General features: G+C 68.7%; 16 protein-coding genes and 1 tRNA gene. 8 read left to right on the plus strand and 9 right to left on the minus strand.

Translation table 11 applies throughout. The features are described 5' to 3' along the window. From marP to nth, 4 genes are read right to left on the minus strand one after another with little or no spacing between them, the layout of a single operon-like run. A complete protein-coding gene (gene marP / locus G6N64_RS01815) occupies nucleotides 1–1188 on the minus strand; it encodes an acid resistance serine protease MarP (protein ID WP_163795362.1) in 1188 nt (395 codons plus the stop codon). Beyond that, nucleotides 1185–1979, minus strand: coding sequence for an NUDIX hydrolase (locus tag G6N64_RS01820; protein WP_163795363.1), 795 nt, complete (start codon nucleotides 1977–1979; stop codon nucleotides 1185–1187). Before G6N64_RS01820 ends, marP begins: the two co-directional genes overlap by 4 nt. Continuing rightward, entirely contained in the window at nucleotides 1976–2623 is a 648-nt protein-coding gene (locus G6N64_RS01825) for a TlpA family protein disulfide reductase (protein ID WP_163795364.1), read from the minus strand. The genes G6N64_RS01820 and G6N64_RS01825 overlap by 4 nt, the downstream gene beginning before the upstream one ends. Before the next feature lie 22 nt (nucleotides 2624–2645). Then, on the minus strand, nucleotides 2646–3416 hold the full coding sequence (gene nth / locus G6N64_RS01830) for an endonuclease III (protein WP_163801365.1): 771 nt from the start codon (nucleotides 3414–3416) through the stop codon (nucleotides 2646–2648). 125 nt (nucleotides 3417–3541) lie between these two features. On the opposite strand from nth, the gene G6N64_RS01835 reads away from it, so the two are divergent. Together G6N64_RS01835 and G6N64_RS01840 are read left to right on the plus strand one after the other, a co-directional pair. Beyond that, the gene (locus tag G6N64_RS01835; protein WP_246230891.1) at nucleotides 3542–3844 is read left to right on the plus strand and encodes a hypothetical protein; all 303 of its coding nucleotides are present in this window, start codon (nucleotides 3542–3544) and stop codon (nucleotides 3842–3844) included. A gap of 108 nt (nucleotides 3845–3952) precedes the next feature. Continuing rightward, nucleotides 3953–4627: a Crp/Fnr family transcriptional regulator gene (locus G6N64_RS01840; RefSeq protein WP_163795365.1), complete on the plus strand. Its 675-nt coding sequence runs from the start codon at nucleotides 3953–3955 to the stop codon at nucleotides 4625–4627. Between the two features lie 96 nt (nucleotides 4628–4723). On the opposite strand, the gene G6N64_RS01845 is transcribed toward G6N64_RS01840, so the two are convergent. From G6N64_RS01845 to sp36, 3 genes are read right to left on the minus strand one after another with little or no spacing between them, the layout of a single operon-like run. Next, nucleotides 4724–5527 (minus strand): MBL fold metallo-hydrolase, encoded by an 804-nt coding sequence (locus tag G6N64_RS01845; RefSeq protein ID WP_163795366.1) that lies wholly within the window; start codon nucleotides 5525–5527, stop codon nucleotides 4724–4726. Nucleotides 5528–5530: 3 nt separating this feature from the next. After that, nucleotides 5531–5986, minus strand: coding sequence for a RidA family protein (locus G6N64_RS01850; protein WP_163795367.1), 456 nt, complete (start codon nucleotides 5984–5986; stop codon nucleotides 5531–5533). Beyond that, a complete protein-coding gene (gene sp36, locus G6N64_RS01855) occupies nucleotides 5983–6144 on the minus strand; it encodes a Sp36 family protein (RefSeq protein ID WP_163795368.1) in 162 nt (53 codons plus the stop codon). Before sp36 ends, G6N64_RS01850 begins: the two co-directional genes overlap by 4 nt. Before the next feature lie 47 nt (nucleotides 6145–6191). Here sp36 and bagA point away from each other — a divergent pair, with 47 nt between their 5' ends. Further along, on the plus strand, nucleotides 6192–7232 hold the full coding sequence (gene bagA / locus G6N64_RS01860) for an ATPase BagA (RefSeq protein ID WP_163795369.1): 1041 nt from the start codon (nucleotides 6192–6194) through the stop codon (nucleotides 7230–7232). Between the two features lie 64 nt (nucleotides 7233–7296). Continuing rightward, nucleotides 7297–8433, plus strand: a complete 1137-nt coding sequence (bagB, locus tag G6N64_RS01865; protein ID WP_163795370.1) for an ATPase BagB — start codon at nucleotides 7297–7299, stop codon at nucleotides 8431–8433. A gap of 18 nt (nucleotides 8434–8451) precedes the next feature. Here the strand turns inward: bagB and G6N64_RS01870 are convergent, their stop codons facing one another. Continuing rightward, nucleotides 8452–8808, minus strand: a complete 357-nt coding sequence (locus G6N64_RS01870; protein WP_163795371.1) for a WhiB family transcriptional regulator — start codon at nucleotides 8806–8808, stop codon at nucleotides 8452–8454. 306 nt (nucleotides 8809–9114) lie between these two features. Between G6N64_RS01870 and ponA2 the strand changes: the two genes are divergently transcribed. From ponA2 to G6N64_RS01890, 4 genes are all read left to right on the plus strand, one after another. Further along, nucleotides 9115–11568, plus strand: coding sequence for a transglycosylase/D,D-transpeptidase PonA2 (ponA2, locus tag G6N64_RS01875; protein ID WP_163795372.1), 2454 nt, complete (start codon nucleotides 9115–9117; stop codon nucleotides 11566–11568). A 68-nt stretch (nucleotides 11569–11636) separates the two neighbouring features. Next, nucleotides 11637–12596, plus strand: a complete 960-nt coding sequence (locus G6N64_RS01880; RefSeq protein WP_163795373.1) for a metallophosphoesterase — start codon at nucleotides 11637–11639, stop codon at nucleotides 12594–12596. Further along, nucleotides 12593–13717 (plus strand): L-cysteine desulfhydrase Cds1, encoded by a 1125-nt coding sequence (gene cds1, locus G6N64_RS01885; protein ID WP_163795374.1) that lies wholly within the window; start codon nucleotides 12593–12595, stop codon nucleotides 13715–13717. Before G6N64_RS01880 ends, cds1 begins: the two co-directional genes overlap by 4 nt. A gap of 338 nt (nucleotides 13718–14055) precedes the next feature. After that, nucleotides 14056–14129: transfer RNA gene (locus tag G6N64_RS01890), tRNA-Pro, on the plus strand. 53 nt (nucleotides 14130–14182) lie between these two features. On the opposite strand, the gene G6N64_RS01895 is transcribed toward G6N64_RS01890, so the two are convergent. Then, nucleotides 14183–15247 (minus strand): tyrosine-type recombinase/integrase, encoded by a 1065-nt coding sequence (locus tag G6N64_RS01895; RefSeq protein ID WP_237569053.1) that lies wholly within the window; start codon nucleotides 15245–15247, stop codon nucleotides 14183–14185. Nucleotides 15248–15249: the final 2 nt, after the last annotated feature.

Raw genomic sequence — 15249 nt, forward strand, 5'->3', positions numbered from 1 at the left:
TCAGGAGATGCAGGTGCCGGTGGGCACCCGCGCACTGTTCCCGACCTTGGCCATCTGCTTGGCGACCTCGTTGGCGGTCAGCACGAAGCCGGTGTCGGCGTCGTCGACCGCGGCGCCGAACACCACGCCGAGCACCTTGCCTTCCCGGTCGATCAGCGGGCCACCCGAGTTGCCTTGTCGCACAGTGCCCCTGATGGTGTAGACCTCGCGGGTCACCGTGGTGGTGTGGTAGATGTCCGGGCCGTTGAGCTGGATGATCTCGCGGACGCGCGCGGGTGTCGCGGTGAAGTCGCCGCCACCCGGATAGCCGAGGACGACGGCGTCGAGGCCGGACTGCGCCTCGACCATGTCGAAGCTCAACGGCGCCGACGGCAGGTTCGGCACGTCCAGGATCGAGATGTCGGCGTTCGGGTCGTAGGAGACCACGCTGGCGTCGTAGCTCTGGCCGTCGACCTCGACGGTCACCGTCTCGGACCCGGCCACCACGTGCGCATTGGACATCACCCGGTTGGGTGCGACGACGAATCCGCTGCCCTCCAAGACCTTCTGGCAGCTGGGGGCCACGCCGCGGATCTTCAGCACGCTGGGCCGGGTGCTGGCGATCACGGCATCGGTGGCGAGCGCCGCATCCGGTACCCCGACCTCGGCGATGGGCGTGCGGCCGAACGGTTGCAGCACGTCGGGCAGACCCGACGTGTCGAGCAGCGACGACAACCGGGCGGGTACCCGCTGCAGCCACGACGGGGCCACGTCGTTGACCTGTTCGAGCACGCGGGAACCGCGCACCGCGGCAGCCAGATTCGGTTGATCGGAGGACGTGAGCGGAGTGGCCAGGAGCCACGCGGCGATCAGGACGGCGACGAGTTGCAGCCCGACCCCGACCACCGAGTCGACGAGGCGCAGCGGCCCGTTCCGGATGGCACCGCGCACCGCGCGACCGAGGACGACGCCCGCGATCTCGCCGATGACGACCAGACCGAGGATGAGGAAGAGCGTGACGAACAGCTTGCTGCGGGCACCGTCGACGTGGCTGACGACGTGCGGCGCGAGCAGCACGCCGGCCACCGCGCCGAGGATCACCCCGACGAAGGACAGCAGGGAACCCAGCGCTCCGGAGCGCCATCCGGAGATGGCCGCGACGAAGGCGACGGCGAGAACGGCCAGATCCAGCCACTGCGAGGATGTCATCGTTGGCCATCACCGTAGTCGCTGGTCGCGCCGACGAGCGCCATTGCACTGTCCAGCTCGCGCACGTCGTCGGTGTCCCAGGGTCTGGCCCAGCCGGCGACGTCGAGGATTGCCGAGACCACCTGACCGGTGAAACCCCACACCAGCATCTGGTTGAGCAGGAAGGCGGGTCCGGCGTAGCGACGCGATCGTTCCTTGCGGTACACCATCAGCCGGTTCTCCGGGTTGGTGAAGGCGCGCACGGGCACGCGCGCGACGATCGCCGTCTCACCGGGGCTGACCACGCCGACCGGTCCGGGATCCGGCGAGTAGGCCAGCACGGGGACGACGTGGAAGTTCGACGGCGGGATGAACATGCGGTCGAGGACGGCCAGGGGCCGCAGCCGGTCGGTGTCGATGCCGGTCTCTTCGCGGGCCTCGCGAAGTGCGGTGTCGACGGGTCCCGTGTCCTCGGGGTCGCTGGCCCCGCCGGGGAACGCGGCCTGGCCGGCGTGGTTGCGCAGCGTCGACGCGCGGACGGTGAGCAGCAGGTCGGCGGTGTCGGGCAGCACGTCGGCCGGTGCGTCCGGAGGGCCCGAGACCAGGACGAGCACCGCGGCGTCGCGCTTCGCGCCGGTGACCGCGGCCTTGGCCATCGCCGCGGCGCTGGCGACCTTGAAGGCCGCCTGCACGTCGGCGGGGATGTACCGGCTCTGCGCGGTGGGCACCGCGGCGAGGTTGTCGACGAGGCCCTTCAACCAACCTGGGGCGGCGTCGGGATCCACGAGGTCCCGGTCTTGCTCCGCACTCAACCCGGCACTCCGATCCGTGGATTCACCGCCTCCGCGATCTCGTCGGCCGTGGCGAAGGAGCGGGGCAGGATGTCGGCAACGGTACCGTCCGACCGCAGGACCACCGTCGCGGGCATGACGTTGGGAACCCGCAGCGCCGCCGCGACCAGACGCCTGCCGTCCTGCAGCGTCGGCAGGTGCACGCCCAGCTCCGCGAGGCGCACCAGCGCGGCGGTCTCGTTCTCGTCCTGATGGACCGTGAGCACGGTGACCGCGGACCCCATCCGACGCTGGTACTCCGCCATCGCGGGCAGTTCGTCGGCGCACGGCCCACACCAGTAGGCCCACAGGTTGAGGACCACGGCGCGGCCGTCGACGGCCCGGCCGACGTCGACCGGCGATCCGTCCCCCGCGCACTCAAGGGTGGTGCCGCGCAGCGCCTCCGGTCCGGGACCGGGGCCGGCTCCGGGACAGGGTGCGAGGTCGGCACGGGCCCGCGGACCGGCGAGCGCCTCGGGCGTGTCCGCGTCGCGGTGGTCGCGGGACGTCTCTACCGCCCGGGCGCCGGACGTCGGTTCCGGCTCCCCGAGTTCACGCCAGAACGCCACGCCGAGGGCCACCAGCACCACGAGGACGACGACGCTCCAGCGTGCCGATCCGTTCACGACGTGGGCACCGGTTCGGCGGCTACAGCCCGGCCAGGGCGAGCAGGTGGTCCGTTTCGGGACCCTTCACCAGCGCGGCGGCGGTCGCCGGGTCGGTCGGTCCGGCGCCGAAGGACGGGCAGTCCTTGGCCAGGACGCACACCCCGCACGCGGGCTTGCGGGCGTGGCAGACACGCCGGCCGTGGAAGATGACGCGGTGGCTGAGCAGCGTCCACTCCTTGCGCTCGATCAGCTCACCGATCGCGAACTCGACCTTGACCGGGTCCTCGACCTCGGTCCAGCCCCAGCGGCGGACCAGGCGGCCGAAGTGGGTGTCGACGGTGATGCCGGGGATGTCGAACGCGTTGCCGAGCACGACGTTGGCGGTCTTGCGGCCGATCCCGGGCAACGTGACCAGCTCGTCGAGGGTCCGGGGCACCTCGCCGTCGAACCGCGCGACGAGTTCCTGGCCCAGCCGCATCAGGGACGTCGCCTTGTTCCGGTAGAAGCCGGTCGGCCGGATCAGCTCCTCGAGTTCGGTGCGATCGGCGCCCGCGTAGTCCTCGGCCGTGCGGTAGCGCGCGAACAACGCGGGCGTGGTCAGGTTGACCCGCTTGTCCGTGCTCTGCGCCGACAGGATGGTCGCGACGGTGAGTTCCAGGGGATCGGTGAAGTCGAGTTCGCAGTAGACATGCGGGAACGCCTGCGCCAGAGCGCGATTCATCCGCCGGGCTCGGCGCACCAGACCCAGATGTGTTTCGACCTGCCTCGGTGCCCGCTTGACGCTGGGCGCACGCACTGCCACGCCCGTCAGCCTACTGACGGGGCCCGACAGGCACGCGGACGGACCGGTGGCATTTCGTGATCCTGCTGAGACCTGGGCCGTGTTTACTTCGCGGTGTGTCCTGGTTGCTCGTTGCGTTCATCCCAGCATTGTTGATGCTGGCGACGTTCGGGCTGGACCGTCTGGAGGCCGGGCTGACGGAGGACGCCGTCTCCCCCGCCGACGTGACCGCCGCGCTCGATCGGGCCAAGGCGGACTGCGCGCGCCGGGCGCTGCCCCGCTACCGGGAGGCCGACGAGGCCGCTCACGAGTTCGACGACGACGCGGATTTCGACCCCTACGTCGACCGGGGAGACCTCGTGTTCAGCGAGCCGTCGCCACGTTTGCCCGCGCGGATCTACGTCCATCATCGGAGCAATCCCGAATTTCTCCCGACTCGCCAGGCGGATCGTGTGTAGCGTTGGCACGTCGAGAAGCGGCCTACCACTAGACTGAAGTTGCCATTCCAACCCGGATCTGGCCTGCGCGTGTCACGTCATGTGACCCGAGAACATAAGAGGGGCAACGTGGACGAGATCCTGGCCAGGGCCGGAATCTTCCAGGGAGTCGAACCAGCGGCGGTCTCCGCGCTGACGAAGGAACTTCAACCCGTCGACTTCCCGCGCGGGCACACCGTGTTCGCGGAGGGTGAGCCCGGCGACCGGCTGTACATCATCATCACCGGCAAGGTGAAGATCGGCCGGCGCTCGCCGGACGGTCGGGAGAACCTGCTGACCATCATGGGTCCGTCCGACATGTTCGGCGAGCTGTCGATCTTCGATCCCGGTCCGCGGACCTCGAGCGCCACCACCATCACCGAGGTGCGCGCCGTCGCCATGAACCGCGACGCGCTCAAGGCGTGGATCAAGGACCGGCCCGAGATCGCCGATCAGCTGCTGCGGGTGCTCGCCCGTCGCCTGCGCCGCACGAACAACAACCTGGCCGACCTCATCTTCACCGACGTCCCGGGCCGCGTGGCCAAGCAGTTGTTGCAACTGGCCCAGCGCTTCGGCACGCAGGAGGGCGGCTCGCTGCGAGTCACCCACGACCTGACGCAGGAGGAGATCGCCCAGCTGGTCGGTGCCTCCCGCGAGACGGTCAACAAGGCGCTGGCCGACTTCGCCCACCGTGGCTGGATCCGGCTCGAGGGCAAGAGCGTGCTGATCAGCGACTCCGAGCGGCTGGCCCGCCGAGCGCGCTAGCTGCTCACGAACAGTCCGCAAGCGGCTCCAGCGGACTCCCCTCTCTCCACGCGAAAGAGGGGAGTTTGCGTCTGTTCGGCTAGGTAGGTTCTCGCGCTAGGACCGCAGATGGTCCAGCTGCGCCTGCACGCTCCACTCGGCGTGGTCCCACAGCTTCTCGTCGACGTCGGTGTAGACGTGTTCGACGATCTGGCGGGCGTTGGCGTCCTCCCCGAGCACGCACAGCGCGTCGCGCACCTGATCGAGGCGTTCCTCGCGGTGGCGCAGGTACGTGGTGGTCACCGCTTCGAGGTCGGACAGGTCCGGCCCGTGTCCCGGTAGCACCGCGCGGTGGCCCAGACCGCGCAGCCGGCGCAGGGAGTCTAGGTAATCGCGCAGACTGCCGTCCTCGTTGTCGATGACGGTGGTGCCACGGCCGAGCACGGTGTCGGCGGTCAGCACGGCGTCGTCCAGAACGAACGACAGCGAGTCCGCGGTGTGGCCGGGCGTCGCCAGCACCGTGATCCTCAGTCCGGCCGCGTCGATCACCTCGCCGTCGACCAGCGGCCCACCGAGGCCGCGCAGGAATCCGCTGCCCACGGACCGGACCACGGCGCCGGTGCGATCGACCAGCGCGTCGATACCGTCGGTGTGGTCGCCGTGCTTGTGGCTGATAAGGACGAGCGAGATGGTGCCGAGGTCGGCGATGCGCCCGATGTGCGCGTCGTCGTCGGGGCCGGGGTCGACCACGACGCACTCGTCGCTACCCGGTCCGCGCAGCACCCAGGTGTTGGTGCCCTCGAGGGTCATCAACCCTGGGTTGTCGCACAGCAGCACCGACGCGGTGTCGGTCACGCGGCGCAGCGTTCCGTAGGCCGGGTGCTCGGGACCCGGTCCGTCGGAGGCGTCGCCGGAAACCACGCGCTATGCGACCTCGACGATGAGTTCGACCTCGACGGGTGCGTTGCGCGGCAGTTCGGAGACCCCGACCGCGGACCTCGCGTGGGCGCCGGCCTCGCCGAAGATCTCGCCGAAGAGTTCCGATGCGCCATTGATCACGGCTGGCTGACCGGTGAATCCCGGCGCCGACGCCACGAACCCGACGACCTTGACCACGCGGACTATCGCGTCGATCCCGACGAGGGCGTGCACGGCGGCGAGTCCATTGAGCCCGCACGTCCTGGCGAGGGCCTGCGCGTCCTCGGCGCTGACGTCGTCGCCGACCTTGCCGGTCCGGACCAGCTCACCGTCGACGATCGGCAACTGCCCGGCCGTGTAGACCAGGTTCCCCGTCCGCACCGCGGGCACGTACGCGGCCAGCGGGGCGACGACGTCGGGCAGGTCGATGCCGAGCGCGGTCAAGCGGTCCGAGTGGGTCACTTGGGCCGCTTGAGGTAGGCGACGTGCTGCTCACCCGTCGGTCCGGTGAGCACGGAGACCAGTTCCCAGCCGTCCTCACCCCACTGATCGAGGATCTGCTTGGTGGCATGGGTCAGAAGGGGAACCGTCGCGTACTCCCAGCGGGTGATGTCACTCATGGGCTGAGCCTATCTGGCAGGTCGTGCCCCTTGGCTAGGCTGCTGGTGTGACCACAGAGCCGTCGTCCTCCGAAACCCGCACCCCGGACGGCTGGCCGTCCCGGTTGGCCAAGACCCGACTCCACTTCGTCACGGGCAAGGGTGGGACGGGCAAGTCCACCATCGCCGCCGCGCTGGCGCTGACGCTGGCCGCGGGTGGGCGCAAGGTTCTGCTGGTGGAGGTCGAGGGCCGGCAAGGCATCGCGCAATTGTTCGACGTGCCGCCGCTGCCCTACGCCGAGGTGAAGATCGCCACCGCAGAGGGCGGCGGTCAGGTCAACGCGCTCGCCATCGACACCGAGGCCGCGTTCCTCGAGTACCTCGACATGTTCTACAACCTCGGCATCGCGGGCCGCGCGATGCGCCGCATCGGCGCCGTCGAGTTCGCGACCACGATCGCCCCCGGCCTGCGTGACGTGCTGCTCACCGGCAAGGTCCGCGAGATCGTGACCCGCAGCGAGAAGCCGGACAAGAGCGGGAAGCTCACCGTGTACGACGCGGTCGTCGTCGACTCCCCGCCCACCGGCCGCATCGCCCGGTTCCTCGACGTCACCAAGGCCGTCTCCGACCTCGCGAAGGGTGGGCCGGTGCACGCTCAGGCCGAGAGTGTGGTCAAGGTGCTGCACTCCGAACTCACCGCCATCCACCTGGTCACGCTGCTCGAGGCGCTGCCCATCCAGGAGACCGTCGAGGCGATCGACGAGCTGAAGGCGCTCGGCCTGCCCATCGGCAGCGTGATCGTGAACCGGAACATCCCCGCCTACCTCGACGCGGACGAGATGAGCAAGGCCGCCGAGGGCGTGCTCGACGCCGACGCGATCCGCAGCGGTCTCACCGCAGCCGGAATCACCCTGGCCGACGAGGACTTCGCCGGCCTGCTCACCGAGTCCATCCAGCACGCCACGCGGATCACCGCGCGCGCCGAGAGCGCCGAGCAGCTCGACGAGATCGACATCCCGCGGCTCGAACTGCCCGCACTCCGGGACGGCGTGGACCTCGGCAGTCTCTACGAATTGGCCGAAGAGCTTGCCGCTCAGGGTGTTCGATGAGCCACCGCGGTCACGCGACGAGTCCGATCCGCATCCAGTACCCGTTCGAGCAGAGGGACCAGACATGAGCACCACCCCACGCGCGCTCGACATGAACGCGATCCTGTCCGATCGGTCGAACCGCGTCATCGTGTGTTGCGGCGCAGGCGGTGTCGGAAAGACCACGACCGCGGCCGCGATGGCGCTGCGCGCCGCCGAGTACGGCCGCACGGTGGTGGTGCTGACGATCGACCCGGCGAAGCGTCTCGCCCAGGCGCTGGGAATCAAGGATCTGGGCAACAGTCCTCAGCGGGTGCCGCTGGCGCCCGAGGTGAGCGGCGAACTGCACGCGATGATGCTCGACATGCGCCGCACGTTCGACGAGATGGTGCTCCAGTACTCCTCGGATGCCCAACGGGCAGAGGCGATCCTGGAGAACCAGTTCTATCAGACCGTCGCGACGTCGCTGGCGGGCACGCAGGAGTACATGGCGATGGAGAAGCTGGGCCAGCTACTCGCCGAGGACAAGTGGGACCTGATCGTGGTGGACACTCCGCCGTCGCGCAACGCGCTGGACTTCCTGGACGCGCCGAAGCGCCTCGGCAGCTTCATGGACAGCAGGCTGTGGCGTCTGCTGCTGGCACCCGGACGTGGAATCGGCAAGCTCCTCACCGGCGCCGTCGGGTTGGCGATGAAGGCCATGTCGACGATCCTGGGCTCTCAGATGCTCTCGGATGCAGCCGCTTTCGTTCAGGCGCTCGACGCCACGTTCGACGGGTTCCGGCAGAAGGCGGACAAGACCTACGAACTGCTGAAGCGTCGCGGCACCCAGTTCGTGGTGGTCTCGGCCGCAGAACCCGATGCGCTGCGCGAGGCGTCCTTCTTCGTCGACCGGCTGTCACAGGAGAACATGCCGCTCGCCGGACTGATCCTCAACCGGACGCACCCGACGCTGTGCAACCTGAGCCCGGAGAAGGCGAAGGAGGCGGCGGAGTCCCTGGAGTCGGGCGGCGGCGCCGACCAGCTGGCGGCGGCGGTACTGAAGGTGCACGCGGACCGGTCGTTGACCGCGAAGCGCGAGGTACGTCTGCTGTCGCGGTTCACCGGGGCCAACCCGCAGGTGGCGATCGTCGGCGTGCCGTCGCTTCCGTTCGACGTGTCGGACCTGGAAGCGTTGCGGGCCATCGCCGATCAGATCACCGGCGACGTCCCTGCTGCGTAGGTGGCGGCGCTTCGGTTCCTAGACTGCGCTGCGGTGCTTGCGCTGGGCGGCGAAGAAGTCCGCCCAGGAGACGACCTCGGGGTGCTGCTTGAGCAGGGCGCGACGCTGACGCTCGGTCATGCCACCCCAGACGCCGAATTCGACGCGGTTGTCGAGGGCGTCGGCACCGCATTCGGAGATCACCGGGCAGTGCCGGCAGATGACTGCGGCCTTGCGCTGAGCGGCGCCGCGGACGAACAGTTCATCGGGATCGGCTTGCCTGCAGCGGGCTTGCGATACCCACGCGATGCGGGCTTCCGCTTCGGCGCTCTGGACTGCACCATTGACTGGTGAACACGTGATGGTCTTGCGCGCCGCGGGCCGAGTAGCTGACACCTGCGATCCCCTCCGTCCAGCCGCCCTCTTCTTGACGGTCCGTATCTCCGGGTAAACCGCTGGTGCGATCTACGCCACATTGCGACCCGAAGTGTTACCTAGATCGCACTGTGTGTCCAAGCTAGGTGGTCAGGGGGGTTTTGCGCAACAGTCAAATCTCGCTTTTTTGGGACGACCGTGCCGTGAACCGTTCGAACGGGCCCGCAGCCCCTCCGACCGGCGGAGATGTCCGCGAGCCGGCAGCGCGCCATTCCCGCGGCACACACTCGGAGGCTGGGATTAGCGGACGTCGCTAGTCTGTATCCCATGTCCGACCGCCCGCCGACTCGACCGCCCGCTGCGGTCACGGTGATCAAGCTGGCCTGGTGCGTCATCCTGGCCAGCGTCATCGCCGCGGCATTGATGTTCCCCCTCGTCGGCGGCTTCGGCCTGGTGTCGAATCGCGCTTCCGACGTCGTGGCCAACGGCTCCGCGCAGCTCGTCGAAGGCGAGGTCCCCGCGGTGTCCACGATGGTGGACGCCAAGGGCAACCCCATCGCCTGGCTGTACACCCAGCGCCGCTTCGAGGTTCCGAGCGATCAGATCGCCAACCCCATGAAGCTCGCCATTGTCTCGATCGAGGACAAGCGGTTCGCCGACCACAACGGCGTCGACTGGCAGGGCACGCTCACCGGACTGTCCGGCTATCTGTCCGGTGCCGCCGACACCCGCGGCGGTTCGACGCTGGAGCAGCAGTACATCAAGAACTACCAACTCCTCGTGGTCGCGCAGACCGAGAGTGAGAAGCGGGCGGCGATCGAGACCACGCCCGCCCGCAAGCTGCGCGAGATCCGCATGGCGTTGACGCTCGACAAGACGTTCACCAAGCCCGAGATCCTCACGCGCTACCTGAATCTGGTGTCCTTCGGCAACGGCGCGTTCGGCGTGCAGGACGCGGCGCAGACCTACTTCGGCATCAACGCGTCCGAACTCAACTGGCAGCAGGCGGCCCTTTTGGCCGGCATGGTGCAGTCGACGAGCACGCTCAACCCGTACACCAATCCCGACGGTGCGCTGGCCCGCCGCAACCTGGTACTCGACACGATGATCGAGAACGTGCCGCAGGAGGCCGAGGCACTGCTCGCCGCCAAGGAGCAGCCACTCGGCATCCTGCCGCAGCCCCAGGAACTGCCCCGCGGGTGCATCGCCGCCGGCGACCGGGCGTTCTTCTGCGACTACGCGCTGGAGTACCTCGCGCGGGCGGGCATCAGCAAGGAGCAGGTCGCCAAGGGCGGGTACCTGATCAAGACGACCCTGGACCCCGACATCCAGAACCAGGTGAAGTCGTCCGTCGACGGGATCGCGGCACCGGATCTCGAGGGCGTGGCGAGCGTCATGAGCGTCATTCGTCCCGGCAAGACCGCCCACCCGGTGGTGGCGATGGCCAGCAACCGCACCTACGGACTGAACCTCGACGCGGGCGAGACGATGCAGCCGCAGCCGTTCTCACTCGTCGGCGACGGCGCCGGGTCCATCTTCAAGGTCTTCACGACCGCGGCGGCCCTCGACATGGGCATGGGCATCAACGCCCAACTCGACGCACCGTCCAGCTTTCAGGCGAAGGGGCTGGGCAGCGGCGGCGCGAAGGGGTGCCCGCCGGCCACCTGGTGCGTGACCGGCGGCGGGCGCGGCCCGATGAGCGTGACCGACGCGCTGGCGACGTCGCCGAACACGGCGTTCGCGAAGCTGATCGCGCAGATCGGCGTGCAACGGACGGTCGACATGGCGGTCAAGCTCGGCCTGCGGTCCTACGCGCTGCCCGGCACCGCACGGGACTACGACCCCGAGAGCAACGAGAGCCTCGCCGACTTCGTGAAGCGCCAGAACCTGGGCTCCTTCACCCTCGGACCCATCGAGGTCAATGCGCTCGAGCTGTCCAACGTCGCCGCGACCCTGGGCTCCAGCGGCACGTGGTGCCCGCCCAACCCGATCGACAAGGTCTTCGACCGCACCGGCGACGAGGTCTCGGTCACCACCGAGACGTGCGAGCAGGTCGTGCCCGAGGGGTTGGCCAACACGCTGGCCAACGCGATGAGCAAGGACGACACCGGCTCCGGCACCGCCGCGGGCTCGGCAGGCTCGGTCGGCTGGAACCTGCCCATGTCGGGCAAGACCGGTACCACCGAGGCCCACCGCTCGTCGGGCTTCCTCGGCTTCACCAGCGACTTCGCCGCGGCGAACTACATCTACGACGACTCGACCAGCCCCGGCGAACTGTGCTCCTACCCGCTGCGCCAGTGCGGTTCGGGCGATCTGTTCGGTGGCAACGAGCCCGCGCGCACCTGGTTCACCGCCATGAAGGGCATCACGCCCGACACCGTGGCGCTGCCTCCCACCGATCCGCGGTACGTCGACGGCGCACCGGGTTCGCGGGTGCCCAGCATCGCGGGCATGAACGAGAGCCTGGCCCGTCAGCGTCTCAAGGACGCCGGCTTCCAGGTCGCCGACCAGGCGACGCCGGTGAACAGCAACTCGCCGCAGGGCGCGGTCGTCGGCACGTCGCCGTCGGGACAGACGGTGCCGGGCTCGATCATCACGCTCCAGGTCAGCAACGGCATCGCGCCGCCACCACCGCCGCCGCCCGCGGGCCTGCCCATCCCGGGGCTGGACCCGAACGCGCCGCCACTACCGGTGGGGTCGACGGTCGTGGAGATCCCAGGATTGCCACCGATCACGGTTCCGGTCCTGGGGCCGCCTCCGCCGCCACCGCCACCGCCGTGACCTGTGAGGACGGTGACGGCGACCCGGACTCACCGGGTGGCTCGGGCATCTGGCAGTAAGCTGCCTCCATGCCCGATCCCACCACCGTCCTGAGGAACACGGCGGCCACGGCGGCCGGTTCGCTGGTCGCGGGGCTGGCCTACGGCTCCCTGATCGAGCGCAATGCGTTCGTCGTCCGCGAGCTGACGATGCCGGTACTCACGCCGGGTTCGGCGCCGCTGCGGGTGCTGCACCTGTCGGACTTCCACATGCGGCCGGGGCAGCGCCGCAAGCAGTCCTGGCTGCGGGACCTGTCCCGGTGGAGTCCCGATCTGGTGATCAACACCGGTGACAACCTGGCGCACCCGCGGGCAGTGCCCGCCGTCGTCCAGGCGATGGGTGACCTGCTGTCGGTGCCGGGACTGTTCGTGTTCGGCAGCAACGACTACTTCGGACCCAAGCCGAAGAATCCGGCGAGCTACCTCTTCGACAAGAAGAAGCGGGTCACGGGCACTCCCTTGCCGTGGCAGGACTTGCGCGCCGCGTTCACCGAGCGCGGGTGGCTCGACATGACGCACACCCGCCGCGAGATCGACGTCAAGGGTCTGGTGATCGCCGCCGCGGGCGTCGACGATCCGCACCTCAAGCGCGACCGGTACGACACCATCGCAGGCCGCCCCAATCCCGCGGCCAACCTGAGCCTCGGCATCACCCACGCGCCCTACACCCGGGTGCTCGACCGGTTCGCCGCAGACGGCTACCAGTTGGTCCTGGCCGGGCACACCCACGGCGGCCAACTGTGCCTGCCGTTCCACGGTGCGCTCGTCACGAACTGTGACATCGACACCTCCCGTGCCAAGGGTCCGTCACGGTGGGGCGCGGGCACCGCACTGCACGTCTCCGCCGGGATCGGCACGTCTCCCTACGCTCCGCTGCGGTTCTGCTGCAGGCCGGAGGCCACCCTGCTGACGCTGGTCGCCGCGCCCACCGGTGGTGGACACGTGGGCGCGAGCGCCGGCATGTCGCAGCCGACCGTCTCCGCGCGGTGACCGACGGGACCTGCGTCGCGTCCCGCTCCCGATCCCGCGAGTGGGCCGAGAACGCCATCCGGTTGATCGAGGCGGATGCCCGACGCAGTGCGGACACCCACCTGCTGCGCTATCCGCTGCCCTCGTCGTGGAAGCACTTCCTGGGGCCGGGCAGCCCGACCGCCCCAGACGTCCAGCTGTACCTGAAGGACGAGACGACGCACATCACCGGCAGCCTCAAGCACCGGTTGGCGCGCTCACTGTTCCTCTACGCACTGTGCAACGGCTGGATCGACGAGGGCACCACGGTGATCGAGGCGTCGTCGGGGTCGACGGCCGTGTCCGAGGCCTACTTCGCCGCGATGCTCGGGCTGCCCTTCATCGCGGTGATGCCGGCGACGACCAGCGCGACGAAAATCGCGCTGATCGAATCACAGGGCGGCCGTTGCCACTTCGTGTCGAGCGCCGGCCAGGTGTACGCCGAGGCGGAGCGGCTGGCGGCCGAGACCGGCGGCCACTACCTCGACCAGTTCACCAACGCCGAACGCGCGACGGACTGGCGGGGCAACAACAACATCGCCGAGTCGATCTACGAGCAGATGCGGGCGGAGAGTTACCCCATCCCGGAGTGGATCGTGGTGGGAGCGGGCACCGGCGGGACGAGCGCGACGATCGGCCGCTACATCCGGTACCGACGCCACCCCACCCAGCTGTGCGTGGTGGATCCAGAGAACTCGGCGTTCTTCCCGTCGTATCAGCAGGGCCGCCCCGTCGCGGGTGCGTCGTCACGCATCGAGGGCATCGGCCGACCGCGGGTGGAACCCTCGTTCCTGCCCGACGTGGTCGACCGCATGGTTCAGGTTCCGGACGCCGCGTCCGTCGCCGCCGCGCATCACGTCAGCGCGGTGCTGGGGCGGCGAGTGGGGCCGTCGACCGGGACCAACGTGTGGGGTGCGTTCGGGCTGATCGCGCAGATGGTGGCCGAGGGCCGCAGTGGCTCGGTGGTGACGCTGATCGCCGACAGCGGCGACCGGTACGCCGACACCTACTTCAACGCGGAGTGGCTGATCAGCTCCGAGCTCGAGTCCTCGGCGTCGGCCATGAAGTTGGTCGAGTTCGAACGATCCGGCGCCTGGTCCTGAACCCGGCGGACGCCCACGGCGTCCGAGGTCAGGAACAACCACAGCGCGGCAAGACCGAAGAATCCACCGTAGATGGCAGCTCCCAGACCGGTCATCGAATCTTCTCCTTCTCGGATCGTGCCCATGCACGATCATGCTGGTCACAACGCCGGCGACGGTCGAACGCATTCCCGTGTCACCGGTCGATCGCGTCGCCGTTCTGACGACTTCGTTGAGATCCGGTTACCCATCGGGCTCGCGCGCTACACGCGAGGCGGTCGGCGACCACGGCGTTTGGCGGCGTTTGGTGGCGTTTGGCTTCCATCGCCACCGGTGCGATACGCTGTCGGAGCTTTCCGCGGGGTGTGGCGCAGCTTGGTAGCGTGCTTCGTTCGGGACGAAGAGGTCGTGGGTTCGAATCCCGCCACCCCGACTCGCAGGATCGCAGGTGAGAGGCCCTGACCGGGAGATTCGGTCGGGGCCTTCTTACTTCTCAGTCCGCAGCTGGTCCGCAGTGGCTGCCAAAGACCGCATGCGCGCCGCATCTAGTGCAACCGAAACCTGCTCCAGGTCGTCCGGGAACAGGTCGGCATAGGTATCCAAGGTGAGGACCGCAGACGCGTGTCCGAGCATCGTTTGGACCGCCTTCACGTTGGCCCCCGCACTGATCGACAGGGATGCCGCCGTATGACGGAGATCATGGGGCGTGACGGTGGGGTACGCCGGGTCTGCTTCCTGGAGGCGTTGGACAGCCACGTTGAAGACTCGCGGCCGCCAGGTCGACACTCGGAGCAGCGCTCCCCCTGGTGATGTGAACACCAAGTCCTCACGCTTTTTGCCGATCATTTGCGCGGCCAGCAGCTTGGCGAGGAACGCCGGGAAGGGCACCGAGCGACGTTCATGGGATTTCGGCGTGGACCACACCACCCGTCCGTTGACCTCGGCGATTGCCTCGCGGATGTTGACCCGGCGACGCAACATGTCGAATGACTCCACCCGCAGCGCTGCCATCTCGCCCCAACGCAACCCGGTGTAAGCGAGAAATCGGACAACGGTGGCGTACTCGCCAACCTCGCATGCCAGAAGCTCCACCTGCTGGTGCGTCAGATAGCCCCGCGATCGGTGCTGTCGTCGCGGCGACTTCACTCCCGTGCACGGATTCCGGGGGATCCGGCGGTCCTCGACGGCCATCTCGAGGATCTGGCGCAAGACGCTAAGCGCGTTCTCGATGGTGGCGGGCTTGGCTCCGCCGGCCGCCAGTTCCTGCACCCACGCTCTGATGTCCGACGACTGCACGTCGGCCACCGCAACGGCGGACCACCGTCCTTCCACGTAGCCCGACCAGGCGAACGCGCGTGTCGCGACCGTGGTCTCCTTCAAATGGCTCTGCGTCCCAAGCCATTTGGTATGCACCTCGCGGACGGTGATGCGGCCCGCTTTCGGCGCGACATAGGTGCCGATCGTCTGGGCGGCAGTGATCTCGTTGAGAAAGGCCTGCGCATCGACCTTGCGTTCGAATGACCGCGTGTTCTCTCCACCCTGGTCGTCCACAT

The organism is Mycolicibacterium sediminis (assembly GCF_010731735.1).
GTDB lineage: Bacteria > Actinomycetota > Actinomycetes > Mycobacteriales > Mycobacteriaceae > Mycobacterium > Mycobacterium sediminis.